Origin of the sequence: Streptococcus sp. BS35b (genome assembly GCF_000286475.1) — a bacterium.
In the GTDB taxonomy this organism is placed as follows: Bacteria; Bacillota; Bacilli; order Lactobacillales; family Streptococcaceae; genus Streptococcus; species Streptococcus oralis_W.
In genome coordinates, this window is the sequence record NZ_ALKH01000013.1 from 46,729 (window position 1) to 62,538 (window position 15,810).

Sequence of the window (15,810 nt, forward strand, 5' to 3'; positions counted from 1 at the left end):
TCTCCTTTTCACTATTTATATTTTTCTGTTAAGGACTGCCAAATCTCATCTGTCGGCATTGCCTTACCTGTCCATAGTTGAAAAGCTTCAGCAGCTTGATAGAGCAACATTCCTAGACCATTGACGGCTGGATTGCCCTGACTTCTAGCCCATTTCAAAAATGGCGTCTCAAAAGGTTGGTAAATGATATCTGCCACCAAGAGAGTTTCTGGCAAATTGATGCTTTCTGGAACTGGCGACGACTGGCCATCCATCCCAACACTAGTCGCATTGACTAGCAGATCCGAGTTGGCAATTCTTTCTTGCAGTTCAGAAAGATCTTCTAAAGCATACAAGTCCACTTTAAATCCTGTTTGCTCCTGCAACTTGTTTAGATAAGGTCTTGTTTTTGCCATGGAAACTGAACGAACAAAGACTGAAATCTGACTGACGCCATCCAAAATAGCTTGAACCAAAATGGATTTGGCCGCACCACCTGCGCCCAGAATGGTCATTTTCTTATCCGAGATTGTAAAAGAAGGCAAGCTCTTAAAAAATCCCTTGCCATCTGTATTATATCCAATTAACGTTCCGTCTTGATTAACAACTGTATTGACCGCCCCAATCAAACAAGCCTCATCACTCAACTCATCCAGATAAGGAATCACTTGCTCCTTGTAAGGCATAGACAGGTTGATCCCAAACATCTGGTAACGGCGAATATTGGCGACTGTTTCTGCCAGATCACTCGCTTCAATCTCCCAAGCCACATAGACACAATTGGTAGCTGTCGCCTCAAAGGCCCTATTATGGATAAAGGGTGAAATAGAGTGTTTGATGGGATTGGCAACAACTGCAGCTAAACGTGTATAGCCATCAAGCTTCATCCAAAATCTCCCTGATTTTTTTCATGTTAGCCAATGAAATCTGACCTGGGGCACTCGCTTCATCCAGACTAGCAAATGACCAACTTGAACCCGTCACATCTGAAGTAATGCGTGATACCTTGCCCATTTTCCCCATGGAAATGGTCACGTACTCTTGCTCAGGATTGAGTGTCTTAAATCCTCGTGTGTAGTTCATCAGGTCTAAAACATCCTGCTCCGTATGGGCCATAACTGATACCTTGACCACTTTCGGAGAGAGACTGGTCAACTCAGACAGGATTTCCATCATGTTTTCAGGTGTTTCACGGAAATTATGATAGCTCAATACGAGATTTGGAAAATCCAACATTTCCTCAAAAACGTCCTTGTAGCTGAAATACTCAAAATCAATATAGTCTGGTTGATAGAGTTGCGCCACTTCCTTTATAATTTGAACATACTCTTCTGAGGAAAGTTCAATTTCTCCTCCCTCAGCGCGAGTCCGAAGGGTAAAGACCAGTTCGCGTCCTGCAAATTTTTCAAAGATAGCAGGTGCTACCTGTAAAATAGCGTCCTTTGCAAGAAAGTCCGCACGCCACTCAATGATATCGGCATCTTCATACCTAGTGGCATCCAGTTCTTGCGCTTCTTCTAAACTTCTTGGCATTACTGAGACGACTAATTTCATTTACTAACCTTCATACTAATCACCTTGAGGTAATTACTGCTTTCATCTTTTTTATTATAGGCAAAGTCTGCTGGAAGACCATATTGGTTCAAGACCTGATACCTTTTTCCTGCAAAACCTTTATCAATTTGTTCTGTAAATTTCTGGCGGGAAACATTGGCAGCATTAGTACTGGCAATGATAACGCCTCCCGGATTTAAAATCTCTAGACTCTGGGAAATCAACTTGTGATAGTCCTTCGCCACAGAAAATGTTTGTTTTTTATTGCGGGCAAAGCTCGGCGGATCAAGAACAATCACATCATAGGTCAAACCCTTTCGCTTGGCATACTTGAAATATTCAAAGACATCCATAACGATAAAACGGTGATTGTCCGTGCTGAATCCATTTGCTTGAAAATGAGCTTCTGATAGCTCTCTCGACCGTTTGGCCAAGTCGACAGAAGTTGTCTCACTCGCGCCTCCCATAGCTGCAGCAACTGAAAAGGCAGCCGTATAGGAAAACATATTGAGCAAGGATTTGCCCATGGCTAGACCGTCAACCAGACTCCCACGAACTTCATGCTGGTCTAGAAAAATCCCTGTCATCAAGCCATCATTCATAAAGACTTGATAGAGCACGCCATTCTCAAGAACAGTAAAATAGTCTGGCGCTTCCTCACCATAAACATGGGCAGACTCGTAGTCTAGACCTTTAAAACGAATCTTCTCATAAGCACCCAAGACCTCAGGAAAAACTTCCTTAAAAGCCTTTACTATCAACTTTCGAATCTGGTAAACAAAGGAGTTGTAGCACGAAAAGACAGCATAATCTCCGTAGAGATCAACAGTCAGACCGCCAAAGCCATCCCCCTCTTGGTTAAAAAGGCGAAAGGCAGTAGTCAAGTCATCCTGATAATAAGGCTTTCTAACTTCCTTGGCCTTACGAAACAGAGCTTCAAAAAAGATTTGGTTAAAGCTAACCTTTTCCTTACTGACCATCCAACCAATGCCTTTGTTTTGCTGGGAAAGATAGGCGCTCCCTAAAAATTTCCCGTCTTGACTAAGAACTTCTACTGCCTGATCCGTTAGACCAATATCTCTTAAATCACTTGCTTCCAAAAGAACTAGACCCTTAGCTAGCTTTTTTTCAACATGTCTGCTGACCCTAATTCTATTCATAACTACTATTATAGCAAATTTTATGACAATTCTCAAAAAAGAAACCGCTTATCCATTTTTACTTTAGTTTACTAAATGCCATTTTTGTTAAAATAAGTTTATTCCATTTACTTTTTCACCAAAACATCTTTTCCCTTATAATGGAAGGAGAGATTCTATTCGCTAAAAATAGACAAAAACATAAATGAGTATAGAAAATTGCGCAAACGTTTGCCTAGTTCTAAACTTTATGGTAGAATATAACTCATCATTGATAAGCAAGAGGAAAAACAATGCAAAATCAGACACTTATGCAATACTTTGAGTGGTATCTGCCCCACGACGGCCAACACTGGGCTCGACTGACAAAAGACGCAGAGCACCTAGCAAACCTTGGTATCAGCCATGTCTGGATGCCACCTGCCTTCAAGGCAACCAACGAAAAAGATGTCGGCTATGGTGTTTACGATCTTTTTGACCTAGGTGAATTTCATCAAAAAGGGACTGTCCGTACCAAGTATGGGTTTAAAGAAGACTATCTTCAAGCCATTCAAGCTCTAAAGGCTCAGGGAATTCGACCTATGGCTGATGTGGTGCTCAATCACAAGGCTGCAGCCGATCACATGGAATCCTTTCAGGTTATTGAAGTGGACCCTGAGGACCGTACCGTTCAACTAAGCGAGCCCTTCACCATCAATGGTTGGACTCACTTTACTTTCGATGGTCGTCAAAATACCTACAATGACTTCCACTGGCACTGGTACCACTTCACAGGTACAGACTATGATGCCAAACGCCGTAAATCTGGCATTTACCTGATCCAGGGGGACAACAAGGGCTGGGCAAACGAGGAATTGGTCGATAATGAAAACGGCAACTACGACTACCTCATGTATGCCGACCTAGACTTTAAGCATCCTGAAGTGATCAAAAATATCTATGACTGGGCTGACTGGTTCATGGAAACGACTGGTATTGCTGGTTTCCGCTTGGATGCCGTCAAACACATTGACTCTTTCTTTATGCGCAATTTCATCCGTGATATGAAGGAAAAATACGGTCAAGATTTCTATGTTTTTGGGGAATTTTGGAACCCAGATAAAGAAGCCAATCTAGACTACCTTGAAAAAACAGAAGAACGTTTTGACCTTGTCGATGTTCGTCTCCACCAGAATCTCTTTGAAGCTAGTCAGGCTGGAGCAAGCTACGACCTTCGTGGCATTTTCACAGATAGCTTGGTTGAACTAAAACCCGATAAGGCTGTGACCTTTGTCGACAACCACGATACCCAACGAGGTCAAGCCCTTGAGTCTACTGTTGAAGAATGGTTCAAACCAGCAGCCTATGCCCTTATTCTATTACGCCAAGATGGGCTTCCATGTGTCTTTTACGGAGACTATTACGGTATCTCAGGGCAATTTGCTCAACAAGATTTCAGAGAAGTTCTTGATCGTCTCCTAGCCATCCGAAAAGACAGAGCCTATGGAAAGCAAACAGACTACTTTGACGATGCCAACTGTATCGGTTGGGTTCGTTCAGGTGCTGAACATCAATCTCCAATTGCTGTCCTTATCTCCAATGACCAAGAAAATAGCAAGTCTATGTTTGTCGGGCAAGAATGGGCTGACCAAACTTTCGTAGATTTACTTGGAAACCACCACGATCAAGTTACAATCAATGCTGACGGTTATGGAGAATTTCTAGTAGCAGCGGGTTCAGTCAGTGTCTGGGCAGCAAAATAAACCTATCAGTTACAAGTCAAATCCAACCGGATTTGGCTTTTTTGTATGCACAAAAAGACCTACCCAAATGGATAGATCTTTATTGTCTTATAATTTACCAGCTACTGCATCCAAGAGTTCTTGGATTTTCGCTTGGTTGCTTCCTCCTGCCATGGCCATGTCTGGTTTACCACCACCACGTCCATCGACAATTGGAGCCAATTCTTTGATCAGGTTTCCTGCATGCACATCTTTTGTCTTGCTAGCTACAAGAACATTGACTTTGTCACCGATAGCGGCGACTAGGACAAGCACATCAGAGTAGTCTTTTTGTTTCCAGTTATCCGCAAAGGTACGAAGGGCACCTGCATCTGATACAGATACTTGGCTAGCAATGTAACGGTGATCGTTGACTTCCTTCACATCCTTGAAGACATCACCTGCAGCTGCAGCTGCAGCTTTTTCCTTCAATTCTGCATTTTCTTTTTGGAGTTGACGGAGTTGCTCTTGAAGCCCTTCCACCTTGTGAGGTACTTCCTTGAGTTGAGGAGCTTTCAAGGTTGCTGCGACAGCTTTCAGAGCGTCTTCTTGTTCACGATAGGCTTCAAAGGCTTCCTTACCAGTCACTGCCAAGATACGGCGAGTTCCTGATCCGATTCCTTCTTCTTTGACAATCTTGAAGAGACCAATCTCAGAAGTGTTGCCAACGTGGGTACCACCACAAAGCTCAACAGAGTAATCACCGATAGTTACAACACGGACTTCTTTACCGTATTTCTCACCAAAGAGAGCCATAGCTCCCATTTCTTTAGCAGTGTCAATATCTGTCTCAACAGTTTCTACTGCAATTGCTTCCCAGATTTTCTCATTGACCTGTTGTTCAATGGCGCGCAATTCTTCAGGAGTTACTGCTTGGAAGTGTGTGAAGTCAAAGCGAAGAAATTCGACTTCGTTAAGGGATCCTGCTTGTGTCGCATGGTTTCCAAGGATATTGTGAAGGGCTGCATGGAGCAAGTGAGTTGCTGTATGGTTTTTCATGACACGGTGACGACGATTGGTATCGATAGCCAATGTGTATTCTTGGTTCAAAGTAAGTGGTGCAAGAACTTCAACAGTATGAAGAGCTTGTCCGTTTGGTGCTTTTTGAACATCTGTTACAGTAGCCACAACCTTACCTGACTCGTCCAATATTTGACCGTGATCAGCTACTTGTCCACCCATTTCAGCGTAGAATGGAGTTTCTGCAAAGATAAGAGAGGCAGTTCCTTCTGAAACAGCTTCTACTTCTGCATTGTCAGCCACGATAGCCACCAACTTAGAAGGCAATTGACTGGCATTGTAGTTGAAGACACTTTCCACTGTAATGTTTTGAAGGGTTTCATTTTGCATTCCCATTGAGCCGCCTTTGACAGCTGACGCACGCGCACGTTCTTGCTGCTCTTTCATAGCTGCTTCAAAACCTTCACGGTCGACTGTCATACCAGCTTCTTCAGCGATTTCTTCTGTCAATTCAACTGGGAATCCATATGTATCATAGAGTTTGAAGACATCTTGCCCAGCGATAACGCTTTGTCCTTTAGCTTTCAAGTCAGCTACAATGGTTTCTGCAAAGTGTTGACCTGAATGAAGGGTACGGGCAAATGACTCTTCTTCGCTCTTCACGATTTTCTCGATAAAGTCACGTTTTTCAAGCACTTCTGGGTAGTAGCTTTCCATGATTTTTCCAACAGTTGGAACGAGTTTGTAAAGGAAAGGCTCGTTGATACCCAATTTTTGACCGTGCATAGAAGCACGACGGAGCAAACGACGAAGAACATAACCACGACCTTCATTTCCTGGAAGGGCACCATCACCGATGGCAAATGAAAGAGAACGAATATGGTCAGCAATGACCTTAAAGCTCATGTTATCGCCATCTTGGTCGTAGACCTTACCTGACAATTTCTCAACTTCACGGATAATCGGCATGAAGAGGTCCGTTTCAAAGTTTGTCTTAGCCCCTTGGATAACTGCCACCAAACGCTCCAAACCAGCGCCCGTATCAATGTTCTTGTGCGGCAATTCCTTGTACTCACTACGAGGAACAGTTGGATCAGCGTTAAATTGTGACAAAACGATGTTCCAGATTTCGATATAACGGTCATTTTCGATATCCTCTGCAAGCAGACGAATACCGATGTTTTCTGGGTCAAAGGCTTCTCCACGGTCAAAGAAGATTTCAGTATCTGGCCCAGAAGGTCCAGCACCGATTTCCCAGAAGTTGTCTTCGATTGGGATCAAGTGGCTTGGGTCCACTCCTACTTCAATCCAGCGGTTGTAAGAATCTTTATCTTCTGGATAGTAGGTCATGTAGAGTTTTTCAGCTGGGAAATCAAACCATTCAGGACTTGTCAAAAGCTCATAAGCCCAAGTGATAGCTTCGTCACGGAAGTAATCTCCAATAGAGAAGTTCCCCAACATTTCAAACATAGTATGGTGACGCGCAGTCTTCCCTACGTTTTCAATATCGTTAGTACGGATAGCTTTCTGCGCATTGGTAATACGTGGGTTTTCAGGGATAATGGTTCCGTCAAAGTATTTCTTAAGGGTAGCAACCCCTGAGTTGATCCACAAAAGTGTTGGGTCATTTACTGGAACCAAGCTGACTGATGGTTCTACAGAGTGTCCTTTACTTGCCCAGAAATCTAGCCACATTTGGCGAACTTGAGCACTAGATAGTTGTTTCATAATATCTCCTTATTTACTTGTTTAATTTGATTGGCTTTCCAGCATCTCCACATAGTCAATCGCGACACAGAGGGAAATGACCAGGTCTGCATAAGAGTCTTCATAGACGGTTACGGTGTAAGTCGAGGTTAAATGGAAAATCTCTTTCCGAATCTCGGCAATCACTTGGTCGCGGTCATCCAACAATTTGAAATTCAAATCCCAGATATTGCCCTCGATACGAAGCCCCAGATTGTCAAACTCATACTTATCTCGAAAGAAGGTCAACTTCTTACGAATGACGAAATTGGAACCGTTTCGTAACTGGATAGTAAAGCGAGGAAGCAAGGTGAAAAATTCTTTACTGATTTCACTGACTTGCTCACCATAGGCGTCATAGATGGTAAAGGTCTTAGGAATTTGGAAGAAAGAGCCTTCCACCTGATAGTTCACTACTCCTCTGTCATCCTTGATATCAAAGCGTTCGCCCCCAAGACGAAACTTTTGTTTCACGAGAAATGTCTTCATAAACACCTCCAAAAATCAAAAGACAAGCTCATATCACGAAGGGCGAAAAACCGCGGTACCACCTTCATTCAATGAACTTGTCATTCTCTTATTCTTATGCAATTGTCTGATTGAGTAGCATGACTTCCTAGCTTAGATGGCTCGCAGCACCGCCATTTCTCTGGACTAAGACGACAGAAAATCAATTCTCAACTTTCTTATTATATCGTTTTTGGAGGAGTTCGTCAAGGTTGTTGACAACGAATCATAAACTTCTGCATTAACCTCTTAATTTATCTAGATCTACTTTGTGATGTTTGAGTATTTTTGGGTTTATATATTGAAATTTTAATTCTTGTATTTTCCAAATGAACCTTTTCCCCTGCCTTAGGTCTTTGATCAACTACTGTTCCTTCAGCAGTACCCTCAGGAGCACTGGCTACTTCCACTATTTCAATATTAGCTTCTTTTATACCAACAATGTTGGTTAAATTATTTTTGGTAAATTCTAAACTCTAACCTACATAATTTGGCATGGCAACACTAGTTCGTTTTTTTGCAACAGTCAAAATAATACCTGATGAATCATTCAAATCATATAAAGTTCCCTCTGACAAACTCTGACGTAAAATTGTACCGGGAGAATACTCATCACTTTCTTCTTCCTCAACTTTTATATGATTCTCAGGAATATTTTTACTCTTCAATTCAGCTATAACATCCGAGAATTTTTGACCAATGTAGTTTCCAATATATACTTTTGTAGCTTGTGGCCTAGAAGTGGGAGATGTTGTTGTTGATGTTTGCTTATCTGTAGATTTATTACCACCAAGAGAAGCTTGCTTTGTAGAACTTGTGGAGGTTTCTGAATTAGATGATTGAGTTGATTGCTTAGTACTGTTATGAGATGATTTAGACTTGGTCATTCCTATGAAAAAAGTTCCAATTATCAATAAAAAAAGTAAGCTTATAGCTATTCCGAAAAACCACTTTATTCTACTTATTTTCTTTCTACGACGCTCTAATAATTCATTCTGTTCTCTTTCTTCCTGTTGTTCTAATTGAAATCGCTCTGTAGCTAATCGTTTTCTTTCTGCTTCTCTCTCTTTCTCCAACAAATACTCATTCCAGTCAGCTTCTGCTTCTGCTAAGAGTATCTGAATTCTCCCTCTCTCATCTTCAGTTTCAGCTTTGGCCCAAAGTTTTTTTAAATCAAATATATTATCTTTATATTGTTGCTCTATACGTAATTCTAACTCTCTTTGATGTCGAGATTCCTCATCCCATTGTCTCTGACGTTCTAACTCATTTCTCTCTTTTAATGTTTCTTGTTGTTCTCGAGCAAGACGATTTTGTTCATCTAGTGCTGCCTGTTGTTTTTGGTTAGAAAATTGCTGTTCCCATCTCTGCTGTTCCAACAAGTTATTCTGTCTTTTTAGCTCTTGATTCAATTCTTCTTCTCGACGAGCTTTTTCCCAATCATTCAGATTATTCATATTCCCTCCTAATTTGCATTATAACCATGTTCCCTAGATTTTAAAACTTCTTTCCACCAGGATTCACGTTTTAACACAAACTTATCATCTATTTTTCCGTTATAGTTTTCCAATACAGAGTATTGAAAATTTTCTTTAACGTAATTCAACCCTTGTTTTTCAACTAAAATCCTAAGTTCTTTATTGCCACCATGTCCATTATCCACATAGGATTGCCAACGTTGTAAAAGCATGCCGTAGTTTGAAGTTGCTGAGCCTACATATAATTTACCATTCTGCTTATCCGTAATAAGATAAACAGCTTTTTGATTTTCTAAAGCAGTTATCCAATCTTTCTTTCTCAAACGTAAAATCAATTCTAATTCTTTGTAAGACAAAGAAATATTATCATATCCCGGAAATTCTTCTCCTCCAAATGAATCTGATAACAATTGCTCTATCACAAGTTTTTCCTTACAAGTTGTATACTTTAGAACTGAACCTCTAGATTCTTTTCTGTACCTAATAATTAGACGACCAAAAAGGGCTGAATATTCCTTTAGTTCAATTCCTTCATAATTTTGTCCTCCAGTAACAAAAAGTTCCTTACTCACTTCTTTTATAGTAGTTAATAACCATTTGTTATTATCAATCTTAATGAAATTTATGACAATATCTCCAACATTGAAATATCGCTTATTTGTTCTCCAAAATAAGTTGTAGTTATTAATTATTTCTTCGTCTCTCAAATAGGTCTGAATTGGATTTTCACCCGTCCAATTATTAAATTTCACCTTGAATTTTCTCTGATTTTGCTCACTTATATTCAAAATATCGTTTAACTTTATATCCATGACAAACTCTCCTCCCATAATATTTGCTTAACTTTACATTTCTCATATATTATTATACAAAAAGGTGTAGTTATGGTCAAACTTTTATAAGTTTGATTTATTAATTTCATCATAAAAAACGAACCAGCTCTAACTGATTCGTTTCTTACGTTTATCTCCTACTTCCGATACATTTTAAACTGGAGGAAGAGGTCGCTGTATTTTCCTGTCCATTTATGGTCAAATTTCTCATAAACTTCCAGGTGTTTCATAGTATCAGCGTCTGGATAGAAGGACTTGTCTTCTTTGGTCTCCTCTGGGAGCAGTTCCTTAGCCGTGTTATTTGGTGTTGCATAGCCGACATATTCTGCATTTTTAAGAGCATTTTCGGGTTTTAACATAAAGTTGATAAAGGCATAGGCTGCATCTTGGTTTTTCACGGTTTTGGGAATGACCATATTGTCAAACCAAAGATTGCTGGCCTCTGTCGGAACGACATACTTGAGATTAGGATTTTTCTCCAACATCTGGCTGGCTTCCCCAGAGAAGGTCACGCCGATAGCAGCATTGTTCTGGATCATGTAACCTTTCATCTCGTCTGCCACAATGGCCTTGATATTTGGAGTCAGTTTGTAGAGTTTATCTACTGTCTCTTCCAACTGCTGAGGATCCTTGGAGTTGAGACTGTAACCAAGTGAGTTAAGCCCGAGTCCCAGCACCTCACGCGCTCCATCAAAGAGCATGATGGAATCCTTGTATTCTGGCTTCCAGAGGTCATCCCAATGCACAGGCGCCTCATCTACCATGGTTTCATTGTAGACAATTCCCAAGGTTCCCCAAAAATAAGGAATGGAGAATTTATTGCCCGGATCAAAAGACTGGTTGAGGAACTCAGGTCCGATATTTTCAATCCCTTCAATTTTTGAATAATCGAGTGGTACCAAGAGGTCTTCGTCCTTCATCTTGTTGATCATGTACTCACTCGGGATAGCAATGTCGTAGGTTGTTCCACCCTGCTTGATTTTGGTATACATGGCTTCATTGGAGTCAAAGGTCTCGTATTGTACTTGGATGCCTGTTTCTTCTGTAAATTGCTCCAATAGTTCTGGATCGATGTAGTCACCCCAGTTGTAAATAACCAGTTTTTGACTATCTCGGCTATTGATTTTACTATCTAAATGAGTCGCAATTCCCCACAAGACAAGGATTATCGCTACAATTCCTGCTAAAAATGAATAGAGTTTTTTCATGCTTGTTCCTCCTTCTCACGTGAGATAAAGTAATATCCAACCACTAGGATAATACTAAAGAGAAAGACAAGGGCAGAGAGGGCATTGATTTCTAGGGAAATACCCTTACGAGCACGAGAGTAAATCTCAACTGACAGGGTTGAAAAGCCATTTCCCGTCACAAAGAAGGTCACGGCAAAGTCATCTAGCGAATAGGTGAAGGCCATGAAATAACCTGCAATGATAGACGGAGTCAGGTACGGTAGCATGATTTCCTTAAACATCTGAAACTGGCTGGCTCCCAAGTCATAGGCCGCATGAATCATGTCAGCATTCATCTCCTTGAGACGAGGCAAGACCATCAAGACCACGATAGGGATGGAAAAGGCCACGTGACTAGATAGAACCGTCAAAAAGCCAAGTGAAAACTTAAGCTGTGTAAAGAGAATCAAGAAGCTGGCACCAATCATAACGTCAGGTGCAACCATAAGGATATTATTGAGTGATAGAAAGGCTTCTTGGTATTTCTTACGAGACTGATAGATGTAAATAGCACCGAAAGTCCCGATAATGGTCGCAATCAAGGCAGATAGAAAAGCCAAGAAAAAGGTTTGGGTGAGGATCAACATGAGACGGCCATCACCAAACATGGTTTGAAAATGGCTCAAGCTAAAACCTGTAAAGCTGTTCATATCATCCCCTGCATTAAAGGCATAGCCAATCAAGTAAAAAATTGGCAAATAAAGGATGATAAAGACAAAGGCTAGGTAGAGATTGGCAAATTTTTTCATCGTTCTCTCCTTTCCTTGGTCACCCACATGGTGAGAAACATGGTCAGGATGAGGATCACACCGATGGTAGAACCCATTCCATAGTTGTCATTGGTCAGGAAGTTCTGCTCAATAGCTGTTCCCAAGGTGATAACACGGTTCCCACCAATCAAACGTGTCAGCATGAAGAGACTCAAACTCGGGATAAAGACCGACTGAACCCCACTTCTCACACCGTTCATAGACAGAGGGAAGATAACATGGCGGAAAGTTTCCCACTTGGTCGCACCGAGGTCATAGCTGGCATTGATGAGATTGTTATCCATGTCATCCAAGACATTGAAAATCGGCAAAATCATAAAGGGAAGTTCAATGTAGCTTGCGACAAAGATAAAGGAGAAATCCGTAAAGAGCAACTGCTGCGAACCGATTCCGATGAATTCCAAGAATTGGTTAATAGAGCCATTTTGACCAAAAATCCCGATAAAGGCATAGGCCTTGAGGAGCAAATTGATCCAAGTTGGCAGGATAATCAGCATGAGCCAGAGTTGACGGTGCTTGAGACGGGTCAAAAAGAGAGCTGTTGGATAGCTGATGAGAAGCGTCACCATGGTCACAATCCCAGCATAGAGCACAGAGTTGAAGCTCATTTTGAGATAGGTCAAGTTTTGTGACGCAAAGTAGGATTTATAGTTTTCTAAACTAAACTGCCCTTCAATGTTGAAAAAGGATTGACCGAAAATCAAGACCAAGGGTGCGAGAACAAAGAGGGCAATCCAAAGCATGTAGGGCACTACAAAGAGTTTAGAGGTTGTTTTCTTCATCTCTTTCCTCCTCGATCGCGTTAATCAGACCTGCTTCTTGCTCTTCGATTTCTACGTACTCCTCGATACGAGCATCGAACTCTTCTTCGGTTTCGTTGAGACGCATGATGTGGATGTCTTCTGGTTCAAAGTCCAGACCGATTTCCTCACCTACAATGGCCTTACGGGTCGAGTGAATCATCCATTCATTTCCGAGTTCGTCATAGGCGATAATCTCATAGTGAACCCCACGGAAGAGCTGTGTATCAACCTTAACTTGGAGCTTGCCTTCTTCAGGAAGGGTAATGCGCAAATCCTCTGGACGAATGACAACCTCAACTGGCTCATTTGGCTTCATCCCTCCATCAACCGCTTCAAATCGTTTGCCATTAAACTCAACCAAGTAGTCCTCAATCATAGTTCCTGGCAAGATGTTGGACTCACCGATAAAGGTGGCAACAAAGTGGTTGATTGGCTCATCGTAGATGTCCACTGGCGTTCCTGACTGAACAATCTCACCATCATTCATAACGAAAATCCAGTCACTCATGGCGAGGGCTTCTTCCTGATCGTGAGTGACAAAGACAAAGGTAATTCCCAATCGTTGTTGCAATTCACGCAGTTCGTACTGCATGTCTGTTCGCAATTTCAAGTCCAGCGCTGACAAGGGCTCATCCAACAAAACCACACGGGGCTGGTTAATAATGGCACGGGCAATGGCCACACGCTGACGTTGTCCTCCAGAGAGTTTACGGATGGAACGTTTTTCATAACCTTCCAACTGAACCATCTTGAGAACTTCCGCTACACGTTGTTCGATTTCTTTCTTGTCGATTTTACGCAAGCGGAGGGGAAAGGCAACATTTTCAAACACATTCATATGTGGAAACAAGGCATAGGATTGGAAAACCGTATGGACGTCTCGCTTGTTGGTCGGGATATCATTGATCCGCACCCCATCCAGTAAAATATCCCCTGTCGTCGCATCCAGTAAACCTGCAATGATGTTTAGGATGGTTGATTTCCCTGAACCAGATGCGCCTAAAAGAGTGTAAAACTTCCCTTCTTCCAACTCAAAGTTGATGTCTTTGAGAACCTTGGTGTTGCTGTCTTCAAAAACTTTAGAGACGTTTTTGAATTCAATAATTGGTTTTTTCAATTGTCATAAATTCCTTCTTTTTCATAAATTAACAGATCAGGGCTCTGTCAGGCCGCTACTACCTCGTGTAGGAGATTGAACTGCCTACATACATCTTCACTAACGATAGGCTTTCACCCCCTTTACAATGGTTATAGCAGCAACTTTTCTACCCCAACCTTATTCTTTCTCACCCAAGATTCGGACTTCTCTCTCAAGGGTGACACCTGAGTGTTCCTTGACTTTTTCGATAACAGATTGGATCAAGTCTTCATAGTCTTTGGCCGTTCCGTCAGCAACATTGATCATGAAACCGGCATGCTTTTCAGATACTTCCACACCACCGATACGATAGCCTTTCAAGCCAGCCTCTGAAATCAACTGTCCTGCAAAATGCCCAACTGGACGCTTAAAGACTGACCCACAAGACGGGTATTCTAATGGTTGTTTGAGTTCACGTAGGTGCGTCAAGCGGTCCATTTCTTGCTTGATAACTTGATGATTCCCTGGAGATAGAGCAAATTTAGCTGACAAAACAACAGCCCCAGAATCCTGAATAGCTGAATGGCGGTAACCAAAAGCCAAGTCCTTGACTGACAAGGTCTCGATTTCCCCTTCTTTGGTCAAAACTTGACAAGACTGCAAGATATGGGCAATCTCTCCTCCGTAAGCACCCGCATTCATAAAGACAGCTCCTCCGATGCTTCCCGGAATACCGCAAGCAAATTCAAAACCAGTCAAACTATGACGAAGTGCAATACGTGTTGTCTCGATCAAATTAGCTCCAGCTTCTGCTTCAATAGTGTAACCATCAACTGAAACGTTATTAAGCTTATCGCATAAGATGACAAAACCACGGATTCCACCTTCACGCACGATGATATTGCTGGCATTCCCAAGCACCATCCAAGGAATATTCTCTTGATTGGCAAATTGGACGACACGCGCCATCTCATAGCGATTACGTGGCAAAACTAGATAATCCGCTCGACCTCCAACCTTTGTATAGGTATAGGTCTTCAAAGGTTCCTTGAAACGAATATCAATTCCTTCTAATTGTTCTTGTATTCTAGTTACTAATGTCATATCTCTCATCCTTTTGTAAAGTGATTTCATTATACCATTTTTAAAGATTTTTGACGACTGGAAATTTCTGTATCCAATCTTCACATAAAAAAAGAGGTCACCCTCTTTTTATGATTTTTTCCAAAATGTAGATTTTGTTAGCCAGACAAGAGCTATAAGTTCTGCGAGAAGGATGAACTCAACTAAAAGTGGATTTGTAATCCATCCCACTTGAGATAAGGCTGGAGCCAAGTCAAACAAAGCATGCAAGCCATAGGCAGCAATGAGATAGATCCATTTCTTTTGACGGACACTTTGATAGACCCAGACAGTAAGGCTAATTTGGAAAACCAGAGCAAGAACACGCTCAACCCCTAGTAGATAGATCTGCCATGCTGATAGAGACTGAACTGTTTCTAATGTACTCTTTGTAAGAAGATTCGCCGCATCAGAGTTTGAAGATTGTAGGAGTGAAAAGAGGATCAAAAGGCTAATCAAACTTCCCATTCCGAGATAGAGCATCTCCAAACCTCCATGTCCTAAGCCATAAGCCCAAGCATCTCTATCTTCCAACTTTCTCTTTTTCTCCAACCATTTAAAAAAGATAAAACGGGCCGTCTCTTCAAAGAGGGCTGCCATAGCGATCCCATAAAGGACGTATAAGAAAGGATGCTCCTGCGCTAGTAAAATGGTTCCGTCTTTTTGCGGATGAAGTACCAGAAGGTGAACCATCTTCTCTAACACTTGAGAAGAAACAAAAAATGCGATTGCCCCCAAGCCCATCACTGCAAGAGAGATTTTAAACCGTTTTTTGGCATACCAAGTTCCACCTACTAGAATGAGAACCAAAGCGATCATGGTGAGGATAATATGTACTGTCATTTTTTTCTC

The 15,810-nt window shown here is 41.6% G+C and carries 13 protein-coding genes and 1 pseudogene; 1 reads left to right on the forward strand and 13 read right to left on the reverse strand.

What is annotated here, in order from left to right; translation table 11 throughout:
- Positions 1-11: 11 nt before the first annotated feature.
- From HMPREF1149_RS10015 to HMPREF1149_RS10025, 3 genes are read right to left on the reverse strand one after another with little or no spacing between them, the layout of a single operon-like run.
- Complete coding sequence (locus HMPREF1149_RS10015; RefSeq protein ID WP_000762467.1) at positions 12-866, reverse strand: shikimate dehydrogenase; 855 nt, start codon at positions 864-866, stop codon at positions 12-14.
- Positions 856-1,533 (reverse strand): type I 3-dehydroquinate dehydratase, encoded by a 678-nt coding sequence (aroD, locus tag HMPREF1149_RS10020; RefSeq protein ID WP_000780373.1) that lies wholly within the window; start codon positions 1,531-1,533, stop codon positions 856-858. The genes HMPREF1149_RS10015 and aroD overlap by 11 nt, the downstream gene beginning before the upstream one ends.
- Positions 1,530-2,693 (reverse strand): class I SAM-dependent rRNA methyltransferase, encoded by a 1,164-nt coding sequence (locus HMPREF1149_RS10025; protein WP_001079977.1) that lies wholly within the window; start codon positions 2,691-2,693, stop codon positions 1,530-1,532. Before HMPREF1149_RS10025 ends, aroD begins: the two co-directional genes overlap by 4 nt.
- Before the next feature lie 272 nt (positions 2,694-2,965).
- Here HMPREF1149_RS10025 and HMPREF1149_RS10030 point away from each other — a divergent pair, with 272 nt between their 5' ends.
- A complete protein-coding gene (locus HMPREF1149_RS10030) occupies positions 2,966-4,414 on the forward strand; it encodes an alpha-amylase (RefSeq protein WP_001181026.1) in 1,449 nt (482 codons plus the stop codon).
- 87 nt (positions 4,415-4,501) lie between these two features.
- Here HMPREF1149_RS10030 and alaS read toward each other — a convergent pair whose 3' ends face one another.
- The 10 genes and pseudogenes from alaS to HMPREF1149_RS10080 form a co-directional block, all read right to left on the reverse strand.
- Positions 4,502-7,120 carry an alanine--tRNA ligase gene (gene alaS, locus HMPREF1149_RS10035; RefSeq protein ID WP_000811716.1) on the reverse strand — a complete coding sequence of 873 codons (2,619 nt, stop codon included), beginning with the start codon at positions 7,118-7,120 and terminating at the stop codon, positions 4,502-4,504.
- Positions 7,121-7,141: 21 nt separating this feature from the next.
- On the reverse strand, positions 7,142-7,627 hold the full coding sequence (locus tag HMPREF1149_RS10040; RefSeq protein WP_000847084.1) for an LURP-one-related/scramblase family protein: 486 nt from the start codon (positions 7,625-7,627) through the stop codon (positions 7,142-7,144).
- Between the two features lie 272 nt (positions 7,628-7,899).
- Positions 7,900-8,364, reverse strand: a pseudogene (locus HMPREF1149_RS11590) (PASTA domain-containing protein); the annotation flags it as partial.
- A gap of 746 nt (positions 8,365-9,110) precedes the next feature.
- Positions 9,111-9,935 (reverse strand): GIY-YIG nuclease family protein, encoded by an 825-nt coding sequence (locus HMPREF1149_RS10050; protein ID WP_000351922.1) that lies wholly within the window; start codon positions 9,933-9,935, stop codon positions 9,111-9,113.
- Between the two features lie 158 nt (positions 9,936-10,093).
- A complete protein-coding gene (locus HMPREF1149_RS10055; RefSeq protein WP_000737954.1) occupies positions 10,094-11,164 on the reverse strand; it encodes an ABC transporter substrate-binding protein in 1,071 nt (356 codons plus the stop codon).
- Positions 11,161-11,934 (reverse strand): ABC transporter permease, encoded by a 774-nt coding sequence (locus tag HMPREF1149_RS10060; protein WP_000712721.1) that lies wholly within the window; start codon positions 11,932-11,934, stop codon positions 11,161-11,163. Before HMPREF1149_RS10060 ends, HMPREF1149_RS10055 begins: the two co-directional genes overlap by 4 nt.
- Entirely contained in the window at positions 11,931-12,737 is an 807-nt protein-coding gene (locus tag HMPREF1149_RS10065) for an ABC transporter permease (protein WP_000754121.1), read from the reverse strand. Before HMPREF1149_RS10065 ends, HMPREF1149_RS10060 begins: the two co-directional genes overlap by 4 nt.
- Positions 12,718-13,875 carry an ABC transporter ATP-binding protein gene (locus HMPREF1149_RS10070; RefSeq protein ID WP_000742901.1) on the reverse strand — a complete coding sequence of 386 codons (1,158 nt, stop codon included), beginning with the start codon at positions 13,873-13,875 and terminating at the stop codon, positions 12,718-12,720. Before HMPREF1149_RS10070 ends, HMPREF1149_RS10065 begins: the two co-directional genes overlap by 20 nt.
- A 159-nt stretch (positions 13,876-14,034) precedes the next feature.
- Positions 14,035-14,940 (reverse strand): UDP-N-acetylmuramate dehydrogenase, encoded by a 906-nt coding sequence (gene murB / locus HMPREF1149_RS10075; protein ID WP_000177108.1) that lies wholly within the window; start codon positions 14,938-14,940, stop codon positions 14,035-14,037.
- Positions 14,941-15,048: 108 nt separating this feature from the next.
- Positions 15,049-15,801 (reverse strand): YhfC family intramembrane metalloprotease, encoded by a 753-nt coding sequence (locus tag HMPREF1149_RS10080; RefSeq protein WP_000215872.1) that lies wholly within the window; start codon positions 15,799-15,801, stop codon positions 15,049-15,051.
- Positions 15,802-15,810: the final 9 nt, after the last annotated feature.